This is a genomic window from Acidovorax sp. A1169 (genome assembly GCF_030704685.1).
Classification (GTDB): Bacteria; Pseudomonadota; Gammaproteobacteria; order Burkholderiales; family Burkholderiaceae_C; genus Acidovorax.
Genome location: NZ_JAUZDX010000008.1, coordinates 83,352 through 105,723 on the forward strand (window position 1 = coordinate 83,352; position 22,372 = coordinate 105,723).

Sequence of the window (22,372 nt, forward strand, 5' to 3'; positions counted from 1 at the left end):
CCCGCCGTGCCGGCCCCGTTAAAGGGCGCAAACCCGGGTGGTTGGCGCCCTTTTTGCAGGGATTCGGGGCCGGCGTACGCGCCCCCGCCGTCAGGGAATCGCCGGCGCCTCCTGCGGCCTGGATGCCGGGGCCTTGGGGGGCAGGCCGCGCAGGCGCCGCAGCATGCGGCCAAACCACTGGCCCACGTCGTCCACGCCCGTGAACACGGCCGGGATCACCAGCAGGCTCAGGAAGGTCGAGGTGATCAACCCGCCGATCACCGCCACCGCCATCGGCGAGCGGAAGCTCGCATCCGCCGCGCCGAAGCCCACGGCAATGGGCAGCATGCCCGCGCCCATGGCCAGCGTGGTCATGATGATCGGGCGGGCGCGCTTGTGGCAGGCGTCGATCAGCGCCTCGAAGCGCGTCATGCCATGCTCGCGCCGCGCCAGGATGGCGTATTCCACCAGCAGGATGGAGTTCTTCGTCGCAATGCCCATGAGCATGATGAGCCCGATCAGCGAGGGCATGGAGAAGCTCTTCTGTGCGATCAGCAGGCCCACGAAGGCCCCGCCCAGCGACAGCGGCAGCGCCGCCAGGATGGTCACCGGGTGCAGGAAGTCCTTGAACAGCAGCACCAGCACGATGTAGATGCACAGCACGCCGGTGAGCATGGCCAGGCCGAAGCTGGCGAACAGCTCGCCCATCACCTCGGCGTCGCCGATGGTGATCTGGCGCACGCCGGGCGGCAGGTTCTTGATGGACGGCAGCAGATCCACGGCCTTGGTCACGTCGCCCAGGGGCAGGCCCGAGAGCTCGATCTCGAAGTTCACGTTGCGCGCGCGGTCGTAGCGGTCCACCACGGCCGGCCCGCCACTGAATTCCAGCGTGGCCACCTGGCCCAGCATCACCGGGCCCTTGGCGCCGGGCACGGCCAGGCGTTCGAGCAGCGACAGGTCCTTGCGTGCATCGTCCTGCAGCTTGACGACGATGGGCACCTGGCGCGAGGCCAGGTTCAGCTTGGGCAGCGACACGTCGTAGTCGCCCACGGTGGCGATGCGCAGGGTCTCGGCGATGGCGCTGCTGGTCACGCCCAGATCGGCGGCGCGCGCAAAGTCGGGGCGCACGGCGATCTCCGAGCGGATCAGGCTGGCGGTGGACGACACGCTGCCCAGACCCGGGATGGTGCGCAGGTCCTTCTCGACCGCCAGGGCCGCCGTCTGCAGGGCCTGGGGATCGTCGCCCGTGAGCACCAGCACGTATTTTTCACCCGAACCACCCAGGCCCACCTTGCTGCGCACACCGGGCAGGCTCTCCAGCGCGGCGCGGATCTGGTTCTCGATGCCCTGCTTGCGCGGTCGGTCGCCCCGGTCGGCCAGCAGGATGGTGAGCGTGGCCTTGCGTGTCTCGGCGTTGGCGCTGCCCATGAAGGGGTCGGATCCCGCCGAGCCGCCACCGATGGTGGTGTACACGCTCTTGACGTGGTTCACCGCCGCCACGCGCTGGCGCGCATCTTCGGCCACCGTGCGGGTCTGCGCCAGCGTGGCGCCGGGCGGCAGCTCCAGGTAGACCTGGGTCTGCGAGTTGTCGTCCGGCGGGATGAAGCCCGTGGGCAGCAGCGGGATCAGCGCCAGCGAGCCGATGAAGAAGGCCGCCGTGGCGACATAGGTGATCCAGCGGTGGCGGATGCACCAGGCCGCCCAGCGCAGGTAGACGCCCATCCAGCGCGGTTCCTTGTGCTCGCCCACGATGGGTTTGAGGATATAGGCCGCCATCATCGGGGTCAGCACGCGGGCCACCACCAGGCTGGCGAACACCGCCAGCGCCGCCGTCCAGCCGAACTGCTTGAAGAACTTTCCGGCGATGCCACTCATGAAGGCGGTGGGCAAAAACACGGCGATCAGCGTGAACGTGGTAGCCACCACGGCCAGGCCGATCTCGTCGGCCGCTTCCATGGCCGCCTGGTAGGGCGTCTTGCCCATGCGCAGGTGGCGCACGATGTTCTCCACCTCCACGATGGCATCGTCCACCAGGATGCCGACCACCAGCGACAGCGCCAGCAGCGTGATCACGTTGATGGAAAAGCCCAGCAGGTACATGCCGATGAAGGCCGGAATCACCGACAGCGGCAGCGCCACGGCCGAGACAAAGGTCGCGCGCCAGTCGCGCAAGAAGATCCACACCACCAGCACCGCCAGCAGTGCGCCTTCGTACAAGAGGTGCATGGAGCCGTCGTACTCCTCCTGCACGGGGGTCACGAAGTTGAAGGCCTCGGTGATCTCCAGGTCCGTGTGCTGCAGGCGCATCTCGGCCAGGGCAGCCTGTACGGCTCCGCCCACTTCCACTTCACTCGCGCCCTTGCTGCGGGCCACCTCGAAACCCACCACGGGCTTGCCGTTGAGCAGGGCCATGGCGCGCGGATCGGCAAAGGTATCGGACACCGTGGCCACCTGGTCCAGGCGCACATGGCGGCCGTCGGACAGGGACAACGTGAGGCCCGCGAGCTCCTGGGCCGACTGCACGGTGGCCAGGGTGCGCACGGGCTGCTCGCTGCCGCCGAGGTCGGTGCGGCCGCCCGCACTCTCGGTCTGCACCAGGCGCAGCTGGCGCGAGACGTCGGCCGCGGTGGCGCCCAGCGCCTGCAGCTTGATGGGGTCGAGCGCCACATGCACCTGCCGGTCGACCCCGCCCACGCGGTTCACTGCCCCCACGCCGCGCACGGCCAGCAGCTTCTTGGCGATGTCGTTGTCGACGAACCAGGACAGGGCCTCGTCGTCCATGCGGCGCGAGGCGATGGTGAAGGCCAGCACCGGCTGTGCCGCCAGGTCCATCTTGGTCACGATGGGGTCGCGCACGTCGCCGGGCAGGTCGCCGCGCACGCGCGCCACGGCCGAGCGCACGTCATCGAGCGCTTCCTGTGTGGGCTTTTCCAGGCGGAACTCGGCGGTGATGGTGGCGCCGCCGTCCTGCACCTTGGTGTAGATGTGCTTCAGTCCCTGCAGCGTGGCGATCGCGCTCTCGACCTTGCGCGCCACATCGTTTTCGAGCTGCGCGGGCGAGGCACCGGGCAGCGACACGGTCACCGAAATGGTGGGCAGGTCGATGTCGGGAAAGTTCTGCACCTTCATGCCGTTGAACGACAGCAGGCCGCCGAAGGTCAGCAGCACGAACAGCATCAGCGCCGGTATGGGGTTCTTGATCGACCAGGTAGACACATTCATGGTGAATGCTCCTTCTTACTTGGTGGCCGAGGCCGGGGCGGCCGGTGCGCCGGCAGCGGCGGGCGCAGCGTTCGACACGCGCACCAGATCGCCATCATTCAGAAAGCCAGCGCCGCGCACGGCAATGGCGGTCGCAGCCTCCAGGCCCGAGAGCACTTCCACCCGGTCGGCCACGCGCCGGCCGGTCTGGATCTTGCGCTGCTGCACGCGCTGGTCAGTGCCCAGCGCGAACACGTACGAAAAGCCGTCGCGCACCACCACCGCTTCCTGCGCAATGGTCAGGGCATCGCTGCTGCCCAGGGCGAACTCGCCGCGCGCGAACATGCCGGGCAGGATGGCCGAGAGCGAGGTCCTGGCATCCGTGGGTGTGTCCATCGCCGTGGCGGGCAGGTCCACATAGACCAGGGCGTTGCGCGTCTGCGGGTCCACCGTCGGGCCAACCATGCGCACGGTGCCCTGCACGGTGGTGCCGCTGGCGGCCGTCACACTGACCTTGGCGCCGGGCTGGATGCGTGCGATCTCGGTCGATGTGACCTCGGCGCGCCACTCCAGGCGGCCCTTGCGCACCATGCGGAACAGCTCGGTACCGGCGCCCACCACGGCGCCCACGGTGGCGCTGCGGGCCGAGATGACGCCGCTGTCGGGCGCCACCACCTGCGTGTATTTCAGGCGCAGCTGCTGCGCGTTGAGCTGGGCCTGGGCCGCTTCCACGCGCGCCTGGGCGGTCTTCTCGGCGGTGGTGTACTGCTGGATCTGCTGCTGGCTCAAAGCGCCCGAGGCCTGCAGCGAACGGGCGCGTTCGGCATTGGCGGCGGCCTCGGCCGCCGTGGCCTGGGCTTCGAGCACGCTGGCACGGCCCTGGGCCACTTCGGCCTGTGTGGTCTCGGCCGAGAAGGTGGCCAGCACCTGGCCGCGCTTGACCACGTCGCCCACGTTCACGCGCACGTCGGTCAGGCGCAGGCCATTGCTTTCGGCGCCGATGATGGCCTCCTGCCAGGCGGCGACATTGCCGTTGGCGGCCAGGCGCAGGGGCACGGCGATGCGCTGGGGCTGGGCCGTGGTCACCGTCAATGCCGGACGGGGCTGGTTGGCCTTGGGCTCGTCGGCTGCACGCGAGGCGCCCGAGAACAGGAGGACGCCGGTGGCGGCCAGGACGCAGGCGGCCACGGCGGCCAGCGTGGAAGGAGAGAGCTTGAACTGGTTCATGAAAATGGGTCCGTTCATCCGGAAGGTGTCAGGAAAATGGGGGGCCGGGGTCAGCGGGTGCCGGCCTGGGCGCTCTGCGCCATGTCGGGGGCCGAGCTGTCCCAGCCGCCTCCTGCCGCGCGGTACAGTGCGATCCAGGCGGACTGGCGCTCGTGCTGCAGGGCCAGCAGCGCGTTCTGTGCGGCCAGCGCCGTGCGGCGCGCATCCTCCAGCTCGACCAGGCTGGCCAGGCCGCCGCGCCAGCGCGCGTCGGTGGCGTCGAACGAGATGCGGTAGCCCTCGGCCGCGGCGCGGGCGCTGGTGTTGCGCTCGGCCGTGCTCTGCAGGCGCACCAGCGCCTGCTCCACCTCGCTCACGGCCTGGCGGACGCGGGCGCGGTACAGCGCCACCGACTCCTCGTAGCGCGCGCGGGACGCATCGACCTGCGCAGCGCGGCGCCCGCCATCGAACAGCGGCAGGCTCAGGGCCAGCGGGCCCAGGGTCCAGGCGTCCACATCGGTCGTGGTGCCGCCCGTGCGGACCCAGGCCTTGCCGATATTGCCGCTGAGCGACAGGCGGGGATAACGCTGGGCCTGGGCGTTGCCCACTTCGGCACTGGCGGCGGCGACCTCGCGCTCGGCGTTGTAGACGTCGGGGCGCTGGGAGATTACTTGCGCTGGCAGGGCGGCAATGGCGAACAGGCTGTCGGGCGCCGGGACCACGGGCGTGGCCGTGATCAGCTGGCGCAGCGCGGCCTCTTCCTGTCCGGTCAAGGCCACCAGGGTCTTGAACTCCACGTCGCACTGCATGCGCTGCTGCGAGGCGCGGGCCGTGGCCTCGGCCGCGCTGGCGCGTGCCAGGGCGGCAGTGGCCGGCGCGGTGAAGCCCGCGCGCTCGCTCAGGGCCGACAGGCGCGAGGTCTCGGAGCGCGAGCGCGCATCGCGCTCGGCCACGTCCAACTGCTGCAGGCAGGTGCGCAGGCTGCTGGTCTGCAGTGCCACCTCGGCGGCCACGCTCACACGCGCCTCGTGCCACAGGGCCTGGGCACCGGCCAGCCGCTCGCTGGCCGCGTCGCGCGTGGTGGCGGCGGCGCCGAACAGGTCCACTTCCCAGGCGGCCTGCAGGCCGGCCTGGCTGGTGGTGGCCAGGCCACCGATCTGCGCGTTGGCGCCGCGGCTGCTTGTCGCCTGGGCATCGAGCGTGGGCAGCAGGGCTGCGCGGGCTGTGGTCTGCGTGGCGCGGGCCTGCAGCAGGCGCGAACGGGCCTGGGCCACGCTGGGGCTGATGCCCTGCGCGGCCTCGATCAGCGGCACCAGGGCCGGGTCATTCCATTGGCGCCACCACTGGGCCAGGTCGGCCATCTGCCCGCCATGCGGCAGGGGCGCGGCCCAGCCCGCAGGCGCTTGCACCGGGACCGCCTGGGGCGGCCGCGCGGTGCTGCAGGCGCCCAGCAGCAGCACGCTGCACACGCCCAGGGTTCGAACAAACCATGTCATTCCTCTTCCTCCTTGTTGTTGTGTCCGCGCTTGTCGCGCAGTGCCTGGCGGCGTGCCACTTCGCCCTGGATCATGGACATGGCATAGCCGGTCAGGCGCTCGGCCCAGGCGTCCGCGGTGGCGGGGCCTGCGAGTTGGGGGGCAATGGCAGCGATGGCGTCGCGCTGGGTCCACAGCAGCATGACCAGCCCGCCGATCGAGAACGCCAGGCGGTGCATGTCGTCGTCGATGGCGGGCACGCCCATGTGCTCGCACAGCAGTCGCGCCAGCGCCATGTGCGGGGCCTTGCATTCGCGCTCGATCAGCTCGGGCCAGACGTGGGTGGGTTCGAGCAGCTCACGCACATGCAGGCGGGTGGCTTGCCGGACCAGATCGTCGTGCTTGAGCGGCTCCAGCAGCCCCGTGAAATAGTGCTGCAGGGCCTGTTGCAGGCTGAGCCCTGGCGCGGCAAACACCTCGATGAGGTCGCTGCCGCTGTCAAAGGGCTCATAGAAGGTGGCCGTGTACAGCTGCGCCTTGTCGCCGAAATGGTAGCCAATGGCGGCCACGTTGGTGCCGGCCGCGACGGCGATGGCACGCACCGAGGTGCGGGCGAAGCCGTTCTCGGAAAACAGCCGCAGGGCGGCCTGCAGCAGGCGCGCGCGCGTGTCGTCGCCATCGCTGCGCGCGGCACGGGCGGGGCGCGCTGCGCGCTTGGCGGCAGGCTGGGAAACGGGCGGGGTGGAGCGCATGGCGGTGGATTAAACCACCATAATTCAAACAAGTGTTTAAATTAGCGTGACAATCGGCAACAGGCCGCCGCCCGCCAGGACCGGGGGATCAGCGCCCGCTGCCGAACACTGCCGTCCACAGCGCCAGCACCGCGTCACGCTCGGCCTGAAGGGCCGGGGGCGTGACCTGGGTGGGGGCTTCGTCCAGGCGTGCGCGATGCTGCACTCGGCGCAGCTCGCGGTAGGCGTCTGCGGCTGCGTGCCCTACGCCGGCCGGCAGCAGGCCGACCTGCTCGGCGCGCTGCAGCAGGGCGATGTTGCCCACGTTGGCCACCAGTTCGGGGTGCGCCGCCGATTGCGAAAGCACCAGGTACTGCACGGCGAATTCTGCGTCCACCATGCCCCCCACGCTGTGCTTGACATCGAACTTCCCGTCGCGCGTGGGATGGGCCTGGCGCACCTTCTCGCGCATGGCCACGATCTCGCCCCGCAGCAGCGCCGGGTCGCGCGCCGAGGTGATGACGGCGGTGCGCACGGCGTCGAAGCGCGCTTCCAGCGCGGGCGTTCCCATCACGAAGCGCGCGCGTGTCATGGCCTGGTGCTCCCAGGTCCAGGCGGTGTTGCTGCCGCGCCGTTCCTGGTAATTGGCATAGGCCTCGAAACGCGTTACCAGCAGGCCCGAGCTGCCGTTGGGGCGCAGCGCGGTGTCGATCTCGTAGAGGTCGCCCTCGCCGGTCTTCACCGTGAGCCAGTTGATCAGCTTGCGCACGAAGGCGGCATACACCTCGGGCGCGCGCTCGTCGTCGTCGTCGAAGACGAACACGATATCGAGGTCGCTGCCGTAGCCCAGCTCCTTGCCGCCGAGCTTGCCATAGCCGATCACCGCGAACTGCGGCACCTCGCGGTGGCGCGTCTTGAGGCGGCTCCAGCACCACTGGGCGGTTACGCGCAGCACGCTGTCAGCCAGGGCGCTCAGGTCATCGGCCACCTGCTCGACCGTGATGCGGTGCTCCACATCGCGTGCCAGCGTGCGGAAGGTCTCTGCGTGCTGCGCCCGGCGCAGCAGGTTCAAGAGGGTCTCGTCGTCGTCTTCTCCGGTGGATGTGATCGAGGCCAGGCGCATGGCCAGCTCGCGCTCGAAATCGGCCACCGCGAAGCGCTCGGCCAGCAGGGCGTCGCCCACCAGCTCGTCGATCACGCCGGGGTGCTGCAGCAGGTAGCGCGCGGGCCAGCGGGCGGCGCCCAGCAGGTGCAGCATCTGCTCGTGCACCGAGGGGCGTTCCAGCAGCAGGGCCAGGTAGCTGTCGCGGCGCAGCAGGGGTTCGAGCCAGTTGGCCATGCGCACGGCGGCCTCTTCGGTCACCCGGCCCTCTGTGAGCCATTGGGCGGTGCGCTGCACCAGGCGGAACAGCCGCGCACGGGTTTCGTCGCGCAGGCCCTGTACGCGCGGGTGGTTGCGCCACTCGGCCACGCGCTCGCGGAAACCGGGGGGCAACTGCTCCAGCAAGGCTTCCAGTTCGGGCGGCGGGGGCGCGGCCGCGCGCGGGCCGCCGCAGCCGCCCTTGCTGCACTGCTTCTTGCCGTTGCCGCCCAGCAGGGTGTCGAACTCCTGCGCCACCAGCTCGCGGTGCGCGTCGAGCTCGTGCAGGAAGGCGCAGCAGTCGGGGTAGCCCATGGTGCGGGCGATCCAGGCCAGGTCGTCGTCGCGCGTGGGCAGCACATGGGTCTGCTGGTCGTCGAGGTACTGGATGCGGTGCTCCACGCGGCGCAGGAAGACATAGGCCCGCGCCAGGGCATCGGCCGTCGGCTGCGGCATCAGGCCCGCCTGGGCCAGGCGCTGCAGGGCGTCGAGCGTGGGGCGCCGGCGCAGTTCGGGGAACTGGCCGCCGCGCACGACCTGCAACAGCTGCACGGTGAATTCGATCTCGCGGATGCCCCCGCGCGAGAGCTTGACGTCGTTGGCGCGCTCAGGATGGCCCGCGCTGCGCTTGGCGGCGTGGTCGCGGATCTGGCTGTGCAGCAGGCGCAGCGCATCGAACACGCTGTAGTCCAGGTAGCGGCGAAACACGAAGGGCAGCACCACGCCGCGCAGTGCCTGCACCTCGGTGCTGGCAATGCAGTCGCGTGGAGCCACCACCCGGCTCTTGAGCCAGGCAAAGCGTTCCCATTCGCGGCCCTGCACCTGCAGGTATTCCTCCAGCGCCGCCAGCGAGACCGCTGCCGGGCCGGAGTTGCCGTTGGGCCTGAGGGCGAGGTCGACACGGAACACGAAACCGTGCTCGGTGGTGTCGCCCACCAGGCTGTAGATGGCCTTGACCGCGCGGGCAAAGTATTCGTGGTTGGAGATCTTGCCCCGGCCGTCCGGCGTGCCGGCGGTGTCGCCGTCATGCTCGTAGACGTAGATCAGATCGATGTCGCTGGACACGTTGAGCTCGCGCGCACCGAGCTTGCCCATGCCGATGATCCACAGCTGCACGGCCTGGCCCTCGGGGCCCTGGGGCGCACCGTGGCGCGTGTCGAGCTCCTGGCGGGCCTGCCGGCAGGCACGGTCCAGGGCCAGTTCGGCCAGCTCGGTGACGGCGCAGGTGATGTCGGGCAGCGGCGCCTGGCCATCGCAGTCGAGCTGGATCAGGCGTTCCATGACCAGCTGGCGAAGCACGCGCAGCGCCGTTCCGGTGTCGTTGCCGCGTGCCAGCAGGGCGTCGCAGACCGCATCCATCGCCGCGCGCCGGGGTGCCCCGGCGGGGAGCAGGGTCAAATCACCGCCGTAGCGCCGGTGCAGGCGCTGCAGGAAGCGGGAATGCCCGGCCAGCGGTTCGCCGCACTGGAAGGGGTCGTTACAGGGTAGGGGCATGGTGACGGACATGGGTGTGGCGGGTGCCGCAGCGGGCCTCGGGCACGGGGCCAAGGGCTGCTGCACACACAAGGACACTGGTTCTCATTGAACCCACAAGGAAACCGCGGGTCATAATTCCTGCCACATTCAATCCCACCATGATCGATCCCACCCCGCACCCCTCACGCCTGCTCAAGACAGTGGCAGGCTTTGCGCGGTGGTCACTGGGGTTGCTGCTGGCCTTCTGGCTGCTGCTGACCATCGCCTGGGGGGCCCTTCATGGCTGGATTGTGCCGCGAATCGGCGAGTTCCGCCCGCAGCTGGAAGCGCATGCCGCACGGGCGCTAGGGGTTCCCGTGCGCATCGGAGCCATCAGCGCCCGCTCGGAGGGGCTGATCCCCTCCGTGGAGCTGGTGAATGTGGCGCTGCTGGACAGCGCCGGCCGCGAGGCACTGCGCCTGCCGCGCGTGGTGGTGGCCCTGTCGCCGCGCTCGCTGCTGAACTTCGGCTTCGAGCAGCTCTATATAGAAAAGCCGGACCTGGACATCCGCCGTGCCAGTGATGGCAGCATCACCGTGGCCGGCCTGGCCATGAAGGACAGCGGCAGCGACAGCAGCAGCGCGGCCGACTGGTTCTTCTCGCAGGGCGAGGTGCTCATCAAGGGCGGAACCCTGCGCTGGACCGACGAGATGCGCAATGCACCGCAGCTGGCGCTCACCGAGGTCAACCTGGTGGTGCGCAACGGCAACTGGAGCCACCGCATGCGCGTGGATGCCACGCCGCCGCCCGACTGGGGCGACCGCTTCACCCTGGTCGGCCTGTTCCGCGCGCCGTTGCTGCGCGCGCGCGACGGCAACTGGCAGCACTGGAACGGCCAGGTCTACGCCGACTTCGCACGGGTGGACATGTCCCGGCTGCGCCTCCATGCAGACCTGGGGGTGGACGTGGCCCAGGGCCGGGGGGCTCTCAGGGCCTGGGCCGACGTGAAGAGCGGCCAGGTCGTGGGCGGCACGGCCGACCTGGCGCTGGCGGACGTGAACGCCACCCTGGGGCCGGAGCTGGAGCCGCTGGTGCTGCCGTCCGTTGCCGGGCGCCTGGGCGGGCGCCAGCTCAAGGGCGGCTTCGAGTTTTCCACGCAGGGCCTGCAGTTCACCACCGACGACGGCCTGCGCTGGCCCGGGGGCAACGTGAAGCTGGTGTACACCGATGCCACGGCCAAGGCGCCCGCACAGGGCGATTTCCGTGCCGACCGGCTGGAGCTGGCAGCCCTGGCGCAGATCGCCAGCCGCCTGCCCCTGGGCAGCACGGCGCACGATGCCGTTCGCCAGTACGCACCCAAGGGCCTGGTGAACGAGATCCAGGCTACCTGGAAGGGGCCGCTCGACGCATTGCAGCAGTACCAGGTGCGCGGCCGCATCCAGGGCCTGGCGCTGGCGGGGGAGCTGAACAACGGAGCCGCCCAGAGCCTGGGGCTGCGCGGTGCCACGGTGGACCTGGACATGACGCAGGGTGGCGGCAAGGCCCAGCTCGCCATCGAATCCGGTGCCCTATTGCTGCCCGGTGTGTTCGAAGACCCGCTGCTGCCGCTGGACCGCCTGAGCGCCGAGGTGCGCTGGCAGCTGGAGGGCGAGCGCATCGCGGTGCAGGTCAATGACGTGAAGTTCGCCAATGCCGATGCCCAGGGCGAGGCGCGGGCCACCTGGCATACCGCCGATGCGACGAAGCCACCCCACCGCTCGCGATTTCCGGGGGTGCTGGACCTGTCGGGAAAGCTCACGCGGGCCGACGGCACGCGCGTGCACCGCTACCTGCCGCTGTCCATCCCCGAGGATGCCCGCCACTACGTGCGCGACGGCGTGGTGGCCGGTACGGCCAGCGGGGTCGACTTCAAGGTCAAGGGCGACCTGCACGACCTGCCCTTCAACGACCCGCGCCTGGGCGAATTCCGCATTGCCGCGCGCGTCAAGGACGTGACCTATGCCTTCGTGCCACCCCAATTGCACCCGAACGATCCGCTGCGCTGGCCGGCGCTCACGCAACTGCAGGGCGAGCTGATCTTCGAGCGCTCGTCCATGCAGGTGCGTGGCGCCAGTGGCAGCTTTGCGGGCACGTCCGGCGTGCGCGTGTCGCGGGTAGAGGCCTCCATCCCCGATCTTTCGCACACCGTGGTCGGCGTGAATGCCGACGCGCGCGGGCCGCTGTCCGAACTGCTCAGTGTGGTGAACAACTCGCCGCTCTCGCGCCTGACGGGCAATGCCCTGGCGCAGGCCAGCGGCACCGGCCAGGCCGACCTGCAGCTCAAGCTGACCCTGCCCATCAGCAACATCGACAAATCCCGGGTGCAGGGCGGTATTACACTGGCCGGCAACGACGTGCGCATCACCCCCGACACGCCGATGCTCGGCCGTGCGCGGGGCGCGGTGCAGTTCAGCGAGACGGGTTTTTCGCTGGTCGGCGTGCAGGCCCGGGCGCTGGGCGGCGATGTGCGCCTCGAAGGGGGCATGCGCGCCCTGGCCGCCAATGCCCCGGCCACGGAGGCCGCCATCCAGCTGCGTGCGCAAGGCACGGCCACGGCCGAGGGGCTGCAGCAGGCGCCGCAGATGGGGCTGCTGTCGCAACTGGCCAGCCAGGCCACGGGCAGCGCGCCCTACACGCTGGCACTGGCCTTTCGCCGCGGGGTGCCCGAGGTGCAGGTGACGACCAGCCTGCAGGGCATGGCGCTGGCGCTGCCGGCGCCGCTGGGCAAGACGGCTGAGACCACCCTGCCGCTGCGCTACGACAACTCGCTGGCGCGCGAATCGCTGACCGGCACGGTGACCGCCGCGGGCACGCCACCCCCCCTGCGCGACCAGATCACGCTGGACCTCGGGGCCCTGGGCTCGGCCACCTACCACCGAGACGTCAGCGGCGCCCAGCCGCGCGTGCTGCGCGGGGCCATCGGCATGGGGCTGGCGCCCGGGGAGTCGGCGCCCATGCCCAGCGAAGGGGTGACGGCCAACATCCAGCTGGCCAAACTGGACATCGACGCCTGGGAGGACCTGCTCAGCCCGACGCGCCCGGCAGGCAGTGCAGCACGCACCCCAGGCACACCCTCCACCTTGACCAGCACCACGCTCGACTACCTGCCCACCACCGTGGCGCTGCGCGCCAAGGAGCTGTCGGCGCAAGGGCGCACCTTGCACAACGTGGTGGCGGGCGGGCAGCGCGACGGCCCGGTCTGGAAGGGCAACATCGACGCCAGCGAGCTCAGCGGTTTCGTGGAGTTCCGCGAGGGCGGGGGGGGCGACTCGGGCAACGGGCGGCTGTTTGCGCGCCTGTCGCGGCTGAACATGCCGCAAAGCGATGCCAACCAGGTCGAAGCACTGCTGGAGGAACAGCCCGGGTCGCTGCCCGCACTGGACATCGTGGTCGACGACTTCGAACTGCGTGGCCGCCGGCTGGGCCGGGTGGAGATCGAGGCGCAGAACCGGGGCAGCGACACCACGCCGCGCGAGTGGCGCCTGTCCAAGTTCAACATCACCTCGCCCGAAGGCAGCCTGACGGCCAGCGGCAACTGGGCCCTGCTCAACCAGGCGCGGATGGCAGGGAGCGGGGCCGGCGAGCGGCGCACGGTGCTCAATTTCCGGCTCGACATCCGCGATTCGGGCGACCTGCTGGCCCGCTTTTCCATGCCGGGCGTGCTGCGGCGCGGCAAAGGCCGCATGGAAGGCCAGGTGGCCTGGCTGGGTGCTCCGTTCAGCCCCGACTACCGCTCGATGACGGGGCTGGTCAACGTGAATATTGAGGCCGGCCAGTTCCTCAAGGCCGATCCGGGCCTGGCCAAGCTGCTCAGCGTGCTCAGCCTGCAGTCGCTGCCGCGGCGCCTGACGCTCGACTTCCGCGATGTCTTCAGCGAAGGCTTTGCCTTCGACTTCGTGCGCGGCGACCTGCGCATCGAGCAGGGCGTGGCCACCACCAACAACCTGCAGATGAAGGGCGTGAACGCCGCCGTGCTGATGGAGGGCAGTGCCGACATCGACCGCGAAACGCAGGACCTGCGCGTGGTGGTGGTGCCCGAGATCAATGCCATGACGGCCTCGCTGGTGGCGACCGCCATCAACCCGGTGATCGGCCTGGGCAGCTTCCTGGCCCAGGTGTTCCTGCGCGGCCCGCTCATCGAGGCGGCGACCCAGGAGTTCCGCATCGATGGCTCCTGGTCCGACCCGCGCGTGGTGCGCGTGCCCCGGCGTACCCGCGTGTCGGGCACTGCGGCGGACACCGGGCCGCCACCCCCCGCCCCTCGAACCGGAGAGCCCTCATGAAAGTCGCCGCCCTGCAGATGGTTTCCGGCACCCACCTCGACGACAACCTGAGCGCCGCGCGGGCCCTGCTGGAGCAGGCAGCGCGCGAGGGCGCCGAGCTGGCCGTGTTGCCCGAATACTTCTGCATCATGGGCAGGAAGGACACGGACAAGCTGGCGCTGCAGGAGTCGCCTGGCGAGGGACCGATCCAGGACTTTCTCGCACGGGCGGCGCGCGAGCTCGGCCTGTGGGTGGTGGGGGGCACCCTGCCGCTGCGCGGCAACGACCCCGTGCGCGTGCGCAACACCACGCTGGCCTTCAACCCCGAGGGTGCCTGCGTTGCGCGGTACGACAAGATCCACCTGTTCCACTTCGACAATGGCGAGGACCAGTTCCACGAGAGCCGGGTGATCGAGCCTGGGGACGAGGTGGTGCAGTTCGAGCTGCGCTCGCGCGAGGGCGAGCTCTGGCACGTGGGCCTGAGCGTCTGCTACGACCTGCGCTTTCCCGAGCTCTACCGGGCCCATGCCCGTGCCGGGGCCGACCTGCTGCTGGTGCCCAGCGCCTTCACCCACACCACAGGCCAGGCGCACTGGGAGGTGCTGCTGCGTGCCCGCGCCATCGAGAACCTGGCCTACGTGCTGGCGCCAGCCCAGGGCGGTGTGCACGAAAATGGCCGGCGCACCTGGGGTCACAGCATGCTGGTCGACCCCTGGGGCGAGATCGCAGCGGTGCATGCAGAGGGTGCCGGCATCGCCTTGGGCACGCTGGCCAAGGCGCGCCTGCGCGAGGTGCGCAGCCAGCTGCCTGCCCTGGGCCACCGCGTGCTGTGAACAAGCCGCGCCGAACCCTGTGGCAGCGCTGGCGCGGTGCCTGGCGGCGCTGGTCGCTGTGGACGCTGCTGGTGGCCCTGGTGGTGGCCATGCTGGTCACCGTGGTCTGGCTGGCCGGGCGCTACGAAGCCAGCCAGGTGCAAAGCCGGCTCGAACGCGACACGGCTGACGCCGTCTCGGACGTGCGCGTGGCCCTCACGCGCAACCTGCAGAGCCTGCAGGCCCTGCATGCCGATGACCCGGGCATTCTGGCCTGGGAGGTGAATGCTTCCGAGCTGCTGCGCGGCCACCGCGAACTGGTGCGCCTGGAGTGGCGCGACACCGGCCTGCGGCTGCGCTCGCAGGTGCAGACACCGTACCGCCCCGTGTACTGGGACCGGGGCACGCGCGAGAGCGCCCACTCCGATGCCTCGCTGGCCTGTGCCAATGCGCGCCGGCTGAGCGGGCCGGCGTATTCCAGCAGCTACTTCCAGCCGCATGGCGACGGGCTGGGCTCGGAGATGATGGAGCTGTGCCTGCCCATCACCTCGGGCGGGCGCAGCACCGGCTTCCTGGTGGCCACCTATGCGCTCAACGCCATGCTCGAAGACCTGGTGGGGCACAGCCTCACGCGCAGCCAGGAGGCCTCCTTCACCGAAGCCGACGGCACGCGCCTGGCGGTGCTGGGCGCGGCGCGGCGCGGTTCGCGCATGTTCACCGCCACGCACCTGCTGGACCTGCCCGGCGCCACCCTGGTGCTGCGCATGGACACCTGGCACAGCGCCCCGAGCCTGTTCCCCAACGTGCTCACGGCGCTGGTCACGGCCATGTCCATCGCGCTGGTCACAGTGATGGTGGTGCTGGTGCGCGACAACCGCCGGCGCCTGCGCGCCGAGCGCGACCTGGGGGACGCGCTGGCGTTTCGCAAGGCCATGGAGGATTCGCTGGTCACGGGCTTGCGCGCGCGCGACCTGGAGGGCCGCATCACCTACGTCAACCCGGCGTTCTGCGACATGGTGGGCTTTGCGCCGCAGGAGCTGCTGGGCCTGAGCGTATCGGCCCCCTACTGGCCGCCCGAGCGCGTGGAGGAATACCAGCAGCGCCAGGCCATCCGCTTTGCCGGCTACATGCCGCCGCGCGAAGGCTTCGAGTCGGAGTTCATGCGCAAGGATGGCACGCGCTTTCCGGTGCTCATCATCGAGGCGCCGCTGATCAATGCCCAGGGGCTGCACACCGGCTGGATGAGCGCCTTTCTCGACATCAGCGAGCAGCGCCGGATCGAGGAACTCTCGCGCGCCTCGCAGGAGCGCCTGCAGGCCACGGCGCGCCTGGCCACCGTGGGCGAGATGGCCTCGCTGCTCAGCCATGAACTGAACCAGCCGCTGGCGGCCATATCGAGCTATGCCACGGGCTCCATGAACCTGCTGCAGGCACCCGCTGGCGCAGGTGAGGTGCCGCCGCCCGAAAGCCTGCAGGACGTGCGCATGGCCATGCAGCAGATTGCGCGCCAGGCCGAGCGTGCGGGCAAGGTGATCAAGAGCGTGCACGACTTCGTGCGCCGCCGCGACCAGGCGCGCGAGGCCGTCACGGCGCAGCAATTGCTCGACGCCATCATGCCGCTGGTGAGCCTGCAGGCGCGCAAGATCGGCGTGCGGGTGCACACCGTGATGGAGCCCGAGCTGCCCGCTGCGCTGTGCGACCGCACCATGGTCGAGCAGGTGCTGCTCAACCTGGCGCGCAACGCCATGCAGGCCATGGACGTGCCGGGCATCTCCAAGCGGGTGCTGGAGATCCGGGCGCGCCGCGCCGCATCGAACGCGCACCAGGCCTGGATCGAGTTCTCCGTGGCCGACCTGGGTGCCGGCATCGAACCCGACGTGGCCGAACGCCTGTTCACCCCCTTCTTTACCACGCGCGCCGAGGGCATGGGGCTGGGCCTGAGCCTGTGCCGCACCGTCATCGAGCAGCATGGCGGTTTTCTCGGTTTTACCGCCAACGAACCGCGTGGTACGGTATTCACCTTCACGCTGCCTGTCTACCAACCTGCACCCTCCTGATGGAACCCGTCTCCAATGCCACCGTGTACATCGTCGACGACGATGCGGGCGTGCGCGAAGCGCTGGCCTGGCTGCTGCGCTCGCGCCGCTTGCCCAGCGAGTCCTTCGACAGCGCCGAAGCCTTCGATGCCGCGCTGCAGTCGCGCCCAGCGCAGCGCCAGCCCTGCTGCCTGCTGCTGGACGTGCGCATGCCGGGCATGAGCGGCCTGGCGCTGTTCGACCTGCTGATCGTGCGCGGCGACCTGGCGACCATGCCGGTGATCTTTCTCACCGGCCATGCCGATGTGCCCACTGCCGTCGATGCGGTCAAGCGCGGCGCCTTCGACTTCTGCGAAAAACCGTTTTCCGACAACGCGCTGGTGGACCGCATCGAGCAGGCGCTGGCGCAATCAGCCGCCCACCTGGCCGCGCTGCGCGAGCGCAGCGACCTGCAGGTGCGCCTGGCGGACCTGACCGAGCGCGAACGCGACGTGATGGACCTGGTGGTGGCGGGCCTGCCCAACAAGCTCATCGCGGACCAACTCGACATCAGCGTGCGCACGGTGGAAGTGCACCGCGCGCGGGTGTTCGACAAGATGCAGGTGAAATCAGCCGTGGAGCTGGCCAACCTGCTGCGCCTGGGGCATTGATACCCGCGTTCAGTCCTTGGGTGTCGGCGCGCTGGCGTCCTTGCCTTCCTCCGGTTCCGGGGCCTTGAGTTCGCCGCTGCGGCGCCCCGAAAACATGGTCCACCAGACAATGGCCACCAGCAACACAAGCGCCAGCAGCGCTTCAAGCAAAATCAGACCCATGAAATTGACACTCCTGCGCCTTGTGATGACGGCGCTGATTGTAGGAACGCTGGCCGCCTGCGCCTCCCGGCCGGTGCCCACAAGCCCCTCTGCGCCTGGGGCCATCTTCCCCGCGCCGGTGCCTGGTGCCGTGGTCGTCCCAGGGGACAACGGCCCCCTGCCGCAGGCCATGGCGCAGCCCAAGAGCCGCTGGATCCCGGTGCGCTGGGCCGAGCTGCCGGGCTTTGCCAACGATGCGCTGCACGAGGCCTGGAACGCCTGGATCAAGAGCTGCGAGCGCCCCGCGCCGCAGTTCACGCTGCTGTGCGGCGAGGTGCGCCAGCTGAGCATCGCCACGCCCGAGGAGCAGCGTGCCTGGATGGTGGCACGCCTGCAGCCCTATCGCGTGGAGTCGGCCGAGGGCAACCCCGAGGGCCTGCTCACCGCCTACTACGAACCCATGATCGACGCCGCGCGCCAGCCCGGCAATGGTTTTACCGTGCCGGTGTACCGCCTGCCGGCGGGGCATGGTGCGCGCAAGCCCTGGTACACGCGCCAGCAGATCGACACCCTGCCCGAGGCGCAGGCCGCGCTGCAGGGCCGTGCCATCGCCTGGCTGCGCGACCCGGTCGAATCGATGGTGCTGCACATCCAGGGCTCGGGCCGCCTGCGCGTGGCCGAGCCCGATGGCTCGGTGACCCTGGTGCGCGTGGCCTACGCCGGCACCAACGACCAGCCCTACCAGAGCGTGGGCCGCTGGCTGCTGGACCAGGGAGCCACGCGCGACGCCACCTGGCCTGGCATCCGCGCCTGGCTGGCGCAGAACCCTCAGCGCACCAACGAGTTGCTCTGGGCCAACCCGCGCTACGTGTTCTTCCGCGAAGAAACGCTCGACGGCATGGAAGCCGGCTTCGGCCCCAAGGGCGCGCAGGGGGTGGCGCTCACGCCGGGCCGCTCGATCGCGGTGGACCGCCAGAGCATTCCCTACGGTACGCCCGTGTGGCTGGCCTCCACGGGGCCGCAGGTGCAACTGAACCGGCTGGTGCTGGCGCAGGACACCGGCAGCGCCATCCTGGGCGCCGTGCGGGCCGACTACTTCACGGGCTGGGGGCAGGAGGCCGGCGACATCGCCGGCCGGCTCAAGCAGGGGCTGCGGCTGTGGGTGCTCTGGCCAAAATAGGCATCTCCATGCCTTGCCCCGCTCCAACCAAGGGGGATACAGCGGCATGCGCGTGACCGGGCAGCAACTGCGCACGGTGGTGCTGGCCCAGGCGATCGAGCATGTCGACACCGAGCGCACGCTCATCGGTCAGGCCGAGATCGACGATGCCACACGCAGCGCCATCGCTGCGGCCCGCGAGCGTGGCGTGCAGCGCGTGGACGTGGGCGACATTGTGCTCGACCGGACTGCCGCCATCGTCTCGCGTGCCAGTGGCAGGGACACCGCCATTGCGGCGCTGGAGCGGCCCAGCGTGCGCCTGCAGTGGTTGGCCCGCGCCCTGCCCCTGGCCGCCCTGCTGCTGGGGCTGGCCATCGACCGCATTGCCAACGCGCACCGTGTGGACCTGCTCTCGCCCCCGCTGCTGCTGGTGCTTGCCTGGAACCTGGCCCTGTATTGCTTGCTTGCCTACCGTGCCGCGCGTCCACCGGTCGATGGCGAGCGGGTGATGCGGGCGATGCCGGCGTTGTGCCACTGGGTATGCGCGCCCAGCGCACGCACGGGGCGGCGGAGCCTGACGGCCCGCATCGCGGCGCAATTCCACCAGCGATGGTTCGCCCACACCGCAGGACTTTTCGCGCAGCGCACTTCAGGCGTGTTGCACCTGTGTGCGGCGGCCTGGGCAGCGGGCATCGCGTCCTCGCTGCTGCTGCGGGGTCTGGTCGTTCGCTACCAGTTCGGCTGGGAAAGCACCTTCCTCGATGCCGGGCATGTGCACGCCATCGTCACGGTGCTTTTCTGGCCGCTCACCGCTTTGGTCGGCCTGGCGCCGTTCTCGCTGCAAGACATCGCCGCCACCCAGGACTTTGCGGGCGAAGGCGTCGCAGGCAGCCGCTGGGTGTGGATGTACGTGGGCTTGCTGGCCCTCGTCGTGGTGCTGCCTCGGCTGGCCCTGGTGGCCTGGGCGCGCTGGCAACAGGCCCGGCTGACCCGGTCATTGCGCATCGACCCGCAGGACACTGCCTTCGACACTGTGCGCCAGGGGATGCCGAGCGACATCCTTGTCGGGCTGCAGTCCTCGGACGCCACGCAAGCCACCGCCCTGCACGGCATTGTGGCCTGGCACGCGCAGCAGGGGGTGGTGCACAGTGCGCAGGGTGATCGCCTTCGCTTCGTTGACGCCGCCGGCACCGCCGACAGCCAGCCGGTCGATGCGGTACTGGCCTGGGGCAGCGCGCCGGGCGGCGCACCTGTTCCCCCTGCCTGGCAGGCAGCGCCCGTGCTGGAACTGCGCTGGCAGGAGTTCGCCGAGAGCTGGGTGCTGGAGCCGGCGCTGTTCGACCGCCTGGGCGCCTTGCTGCCCCGGCACCAGCCGGCGCTGGGGAGGCTTTGCCAGGCCTGGGTGGCGCGCAATGAAGAGCGCTTTGAAACATCGCTGCAGGCCCTGGCGCAGCACCTGCGCGATGCTGCCAGCCTCAGCGGGGGTGGGGGCGCGAATGACCACGCCGCGCGCTATGCGCAGCAGGTGCAGGCGCTCGATGCCGTGCTGTGGTCGCTCCATGGGCATGGTGCCGTGCCACAAGGGCCGGCGCCTTCTGGCCCCCACGGGGTGCCGGCGCGCAAAGCGGATGGAACGGCGATGGTCCTTGGCACATCCGCCGGCGCCGCCGCAGGCGCTGCGGCGGGTGCCAAGGTTGGAGCGCTGATCGACATAGGCTCTGGCGGCATGACGCTGGGGGTCGGCACGGCCCTGGGGGCGCTGCTCGGCGGCACCACCGCCTGGGTGTTGCGCAGTTTCCAGAAGAAAGGCGCGGCCGAGGAGGTGTTGCTGCATTTGGCCGAAGCGGCCTGCACCCGCTACCTGGTCATCGCGCACCAGGCCCGCGTGCCGATGCAGGATTTTAGGCAGCTCGCGGAACGCTGGCGTGCCGAGGTGACGGCAACCGTGGCAGTGCACGGCGCATCCCTGGATGGGGCGCTCAAGGCCGGCTCTGCCCCGGCCGACCCCTTGCTGCCGCTACTGCGCTCCATGCTGCTAGGGGTTCTGCGGCGCAGTTTCAGGCCGGCTGCGCAGGGCGGGGCATAGCGCCGCAAGCAGACCGAGAGATCAGCGCTCCACCACGAAGCGCGAGACCACAGGTGGGGCGTCGCCCAGGTGGAAGGCCAGCTTGCGTTCGCGCAGCGCCACGTCGGAGGTGGTGACGCGGTCGAAGCGGCGCAGGTGCTCGGTCCACGATTCGTCCTCGATCTGCTCCATGTAGCGGGCCGGGTCGGCGATGTCGTGCTGCAGCTGCCACGAGAGCGCGCCCTGGCGCAGGCGGCTGCGGCGGCTTTCCTGCATCAGCGCGCGGAAGTCGGTGGCGCGCGCCGGGTCGATGAAGTATTCGATGGTCACCACCACATGCCCGCGTTCGGGCGGGGTGGGCGCCACGGGGGCCTTGAAGGCCTGCGAGGGGCTCAGGTCTTCCTCGATGCTGCGGTCGGCCACCAGGCGCTGCACGACCACCATGGCAATGGTGCCCGTGACGGCGGCCAGTGCGAGGCTGGTGTGCACGCTGGTGAGCGTGGCCACCTGGCCCCACACCGCGGCCCCCAGGGCGGTGGAGCCCATGATGGCCATCTGGTAGATGGACATACCGCGCGCCCGCACCCAGTTGGGCAGTGCCAGCTGGGCCGACACACTGAGCGAGTTGGCCGTGGTGATCCAGGCCATGCCACCCACGAGCATCGCAGGCACGGCCACGTAGACATTGGGGGCCACGGCCATCACGCCGGTGGCGGCTGCCTGCAGCAGGGTGCCGCGCAGCACCAGCACGTCACGCGGCATGGCCTGGCGCAGGCGCGGCAGGAACATGGCGGCCACGATGGCCCCCGCGCCCATGGACGCCAGCAGCAGCGTGAAGGTGCCCGCGCCGCCGCCCTCCAGCCCCTTGGCCAGCAGGGGCAGCATGGCCAGCAGGGCGGTGGCGTGCAGGAAGAAGATGGAGATGCGCCAGAGCACGGCGCGCATGCGCGGCGACTGGCGCACGAACTGCAGGCCCACGCGCATGGCGCTGGGCAGCCGCTCGCGGCCCAGGGGGCTGGGCACGTGGTCCCGCTTCCAGCGCATGATCACCAGGCCCGAGCCCACCGACAGCACGGCGTTGAGCACGAAGACCCAGGCGCTACCGGCGCTGGCGATGATGGCGCCAGCCACCAGCGGCCCGATGATGCGCGAGGCATTCATGGCGATGCCATTGAGGGCCAGGGCCGCAGGCAGGTGGGCGCGGCTGACCAGTTCGGGCACGATGGCAGAGAACACCGGCCAGCGCATCGCCAGCCCGATGCCGTTGGCAAAGGTCAGCGCCAGCAGCAGCGGCGCCGTCATGCCACCGGCCAGCACGGTCGCGCAAAGCACCAGCGCCACGGCAGCCACCCAGAACTGCGTGGCCATGAAGTAGCGCCGCCGGTCCAGAATATCGGCCAGCGCGCCACTGGGCAGGCCCAGCAGGAACACCGGCAGGGTGGAGGCCGACTGCACCAGCGCCACCAGGATCGGTGAGGTGGTGAGCGAGGTCATGAGCCAGGCGGCCGCCACGTCGTTCATCCACATGCAGGTGTTGGCCGCCACCCAGGTCAGCCAGAGCATGCGGAACACTGGCACCGAAAGTGGCGCCAGGGTGGACAGCGAGGCCCGTTGCTCGGCCGTCGGCCCGGGCGGGGTGGCTGCGCTTTCCTCCGTTCCCTGCGCGGCGCTGGCCCTCTCGCTGGTGGGGGAGGACTCGGGTGCGACGCTGCGCGTGCTTTCGTGGGACGGCAATGGTGGCATGCACCCCTATTGTGCGCGGGACGGCTGCCAAGTGCCGGCGGGTCGTCCGACAACCTAG

General features: G+C 70.2%; 13 protein-coding genes. 6 read left to right on the top strand and 7 right to left on the bottom strand.

Annotated elements, in window-relative coordinates; all coding sequences use genetic code 11:
- Nucleotides 1–90: 90 nt before the first annotated feature.
- The 5 genes from QYL93_RS15025 to glnE all read right to left on the bottom strand — a co-directional run bounded on the left by QYL93_RS15025 (nucleotide 91) and on the right by glnE (nucleotide 9,446).
- Nucleotides 91–3,201: an efflux RND transporter permease subunit gene (locus QYL93_RS15025; protein WP_305744389.1), complete on the bottom strand. Its 3,111-nt coding sequence runs from the start codon at nucleotides 3,199–3,201 to the stop codon at nucleotides 91–93.
- Nucleotides 3,202–3,216: 15 nt separating this feature from the next.
- The gene (locus QYL93_RS15030) at nucleotides 3,217–4,407 is read right to left on the bottom strand and encodes an efflux RND transporter periplasmic adaptor subunit (protein ID WP_370876981.1); all 1,191 of its coding nucleotides are present in this window, start codon (nucleotides 4,405–4,407) and stop codon (nucleotides 3,217–3,219) included.
- 50 nt (nucleotides 4,408–4,457) lie between these two features.
- Nucleotides 4,458–5,882: an efflux transporter outer membrane subunit gene (locus QYL93_RS15035; protein WP_305744391.1), complete on the bottom strand. Its 1,425-nt coding sequence runs from the start codon at nucleotides 5,880–5,882 to the stop codon at nucleotides 4,458–4,460.
- Complete coding sequence (locus QYL93_RS15040) at nucleotides 5,879–6,613, bottom strand: TetR/AcrR family transcriptional regulator (protein WP_305744392.1); 735 nt, start codon at nucleotides 6,611–6,613, stop codon at nucleotides 5,879–5,881. Before QYL93_RS15040 ends, QYL93_RS15035 begins: the two co-directional genes overlap by 4 nt.
- A gap of 88 nt (nucleotides 6,614–6,701) precedes the next feature.
- Nucleotides 6,702–9,446 carry a bifunctional [glutamate--ammonia ligase]-adenylyl-L-tyrosine phosphorylase/[glutamate--ammonia-ligase] adenylyltransferase gene (glnE, locus tag QYL93_RS15045; protein WP_305744393.1) on the bottom strand — a complete coding sequence of 915 codons (2,745 nt, stop codon included), beginning with the start codon at nucleotides 9,444–9,446 and terminating at the stop codon, nucleotides 6,702–6,704.
- A gap of 140 nt (nucleotides 9,447–9,586) precedes the next feature.
- On the opposite strand from glnE, the gene QYL93_RS15050 reads away from it, so the two are divergent.
- From QYL93_RS15050 to QYL93_RS15065, 4 genes are read left to right on the top strand one after another with little or no spacing between them, the layout of a single operon-like run.
- Nucleotides 9,587–13,729: a YhdP family protein gene (locus QYL93_RS15050; protein WP_305744394.1), complete on the top strand. Its 4,143-nt coding sequence runs from the start codon at nucleotides 9,587–9,589 to the stop codon at nucleotides 13,727–13,729.
- Nucleotides 13,726–14,541, top strand: coding sequence for a carbon-nitrogen hydrolase family protein (locus QYL93_RS15055; protein WP_305744395.1), 816 nt, complete (start codon nucleotides 13,726–13,728; stop codon nucleotides 14,539–14,541). Before QYL93_RS15050 ends, QYL93_RS15055 begins: the two co-directional genes overlap by 4 nt.
- Nucleotides 14,538–16,577 carry a nitrogen regulation protein NR(II) gene (locus QYL93_RS15060; protein WP_305744396.1) on the top strand — a complete coding sequence of 680 codons (2,040 nt, stop codon included), beginning with the start codon at nucleotides 14,538–14,540 and terminating at the stop codon, nucleotides 16,575–16,577. Before QYL93_RS15055 ends, QYL93_RS15060 begins: the two co-directional genes overlap by 4 nt.
- Nucleotides 16,577–17,206, top strand: coding sequence for a response regulator transcription factor (locus tag QYL93_RS15065; protein WP_057200647.1), 630 nt, complete (start codon nucleotides 16,577–16,579; stop codon nucleotides 17,204–17,206). The genes QYL93_RS15060 and QYL93_RS15065 overlap by 1 nt, the downstream gene beginning before the upstream one ends.
- Before the next feature lie 9 nt (nucleotides 17,207–17,215).
- Here the strand turns inward: QYL93_RS15065 and QYL93_RS15070 are convergent, their stop codons facing one another.
- Entirely contained in the window at nucleotides 17,216–17,368 is a 153-nt protein-coding gene (locus tag QYL93_RS15070) for a hypothetical protein (RefSeq protein ID WP_305744397.1), read from the bottom strand.
- Between QYL93_RS15070 and QYL93_RS15075 the strand changes: the two genes are divergently transcribed.
- Entirely contained in the window at nucleotides 17,301–18,527 is a 1,227-nt protein-coding gene (locus QYL93_RS15075) for a murein transglycosylase A (protein WP_305744398.1), read from the top strand. The genes QYL93_RS15070 and QYL93_RS15075 overlap by 68 nt on opposite strands.
- Nucleotides 18,528–18,573: 46 nt before the next feature.
- Nucleotides 18,574–20,592, top strand: a complete 2,019-nt coding sequence (locus tag QYL93_RS15080; RefSeq protein ID WP_305744399.1) for a DUF2868 domain-containing protein — start codon at nucleotides 18,574–18,576, stop codon at nucleotides 20,590–20,592.
- Between the two features lie 21 nt (nucleotides 20,593–20,613).
- Here QYL93_RS15080 and QYL93_RS15085 read toward each other — a convergent pair whose 3' ends face one another.
- Nucleotides 20,614–22,314, bottom strand: coding sequence for an MFS transporter (locus tag QYL93_RS15085; RefSeq protein ID WP_305744400.1), 1,701 nt, complete (start codon nucleotides 22,312–22,314; stop codon nucleotides 20,614–20,616).
- Nucleotides 22,315–22,372: the final 58 nt, after the last annotated feature.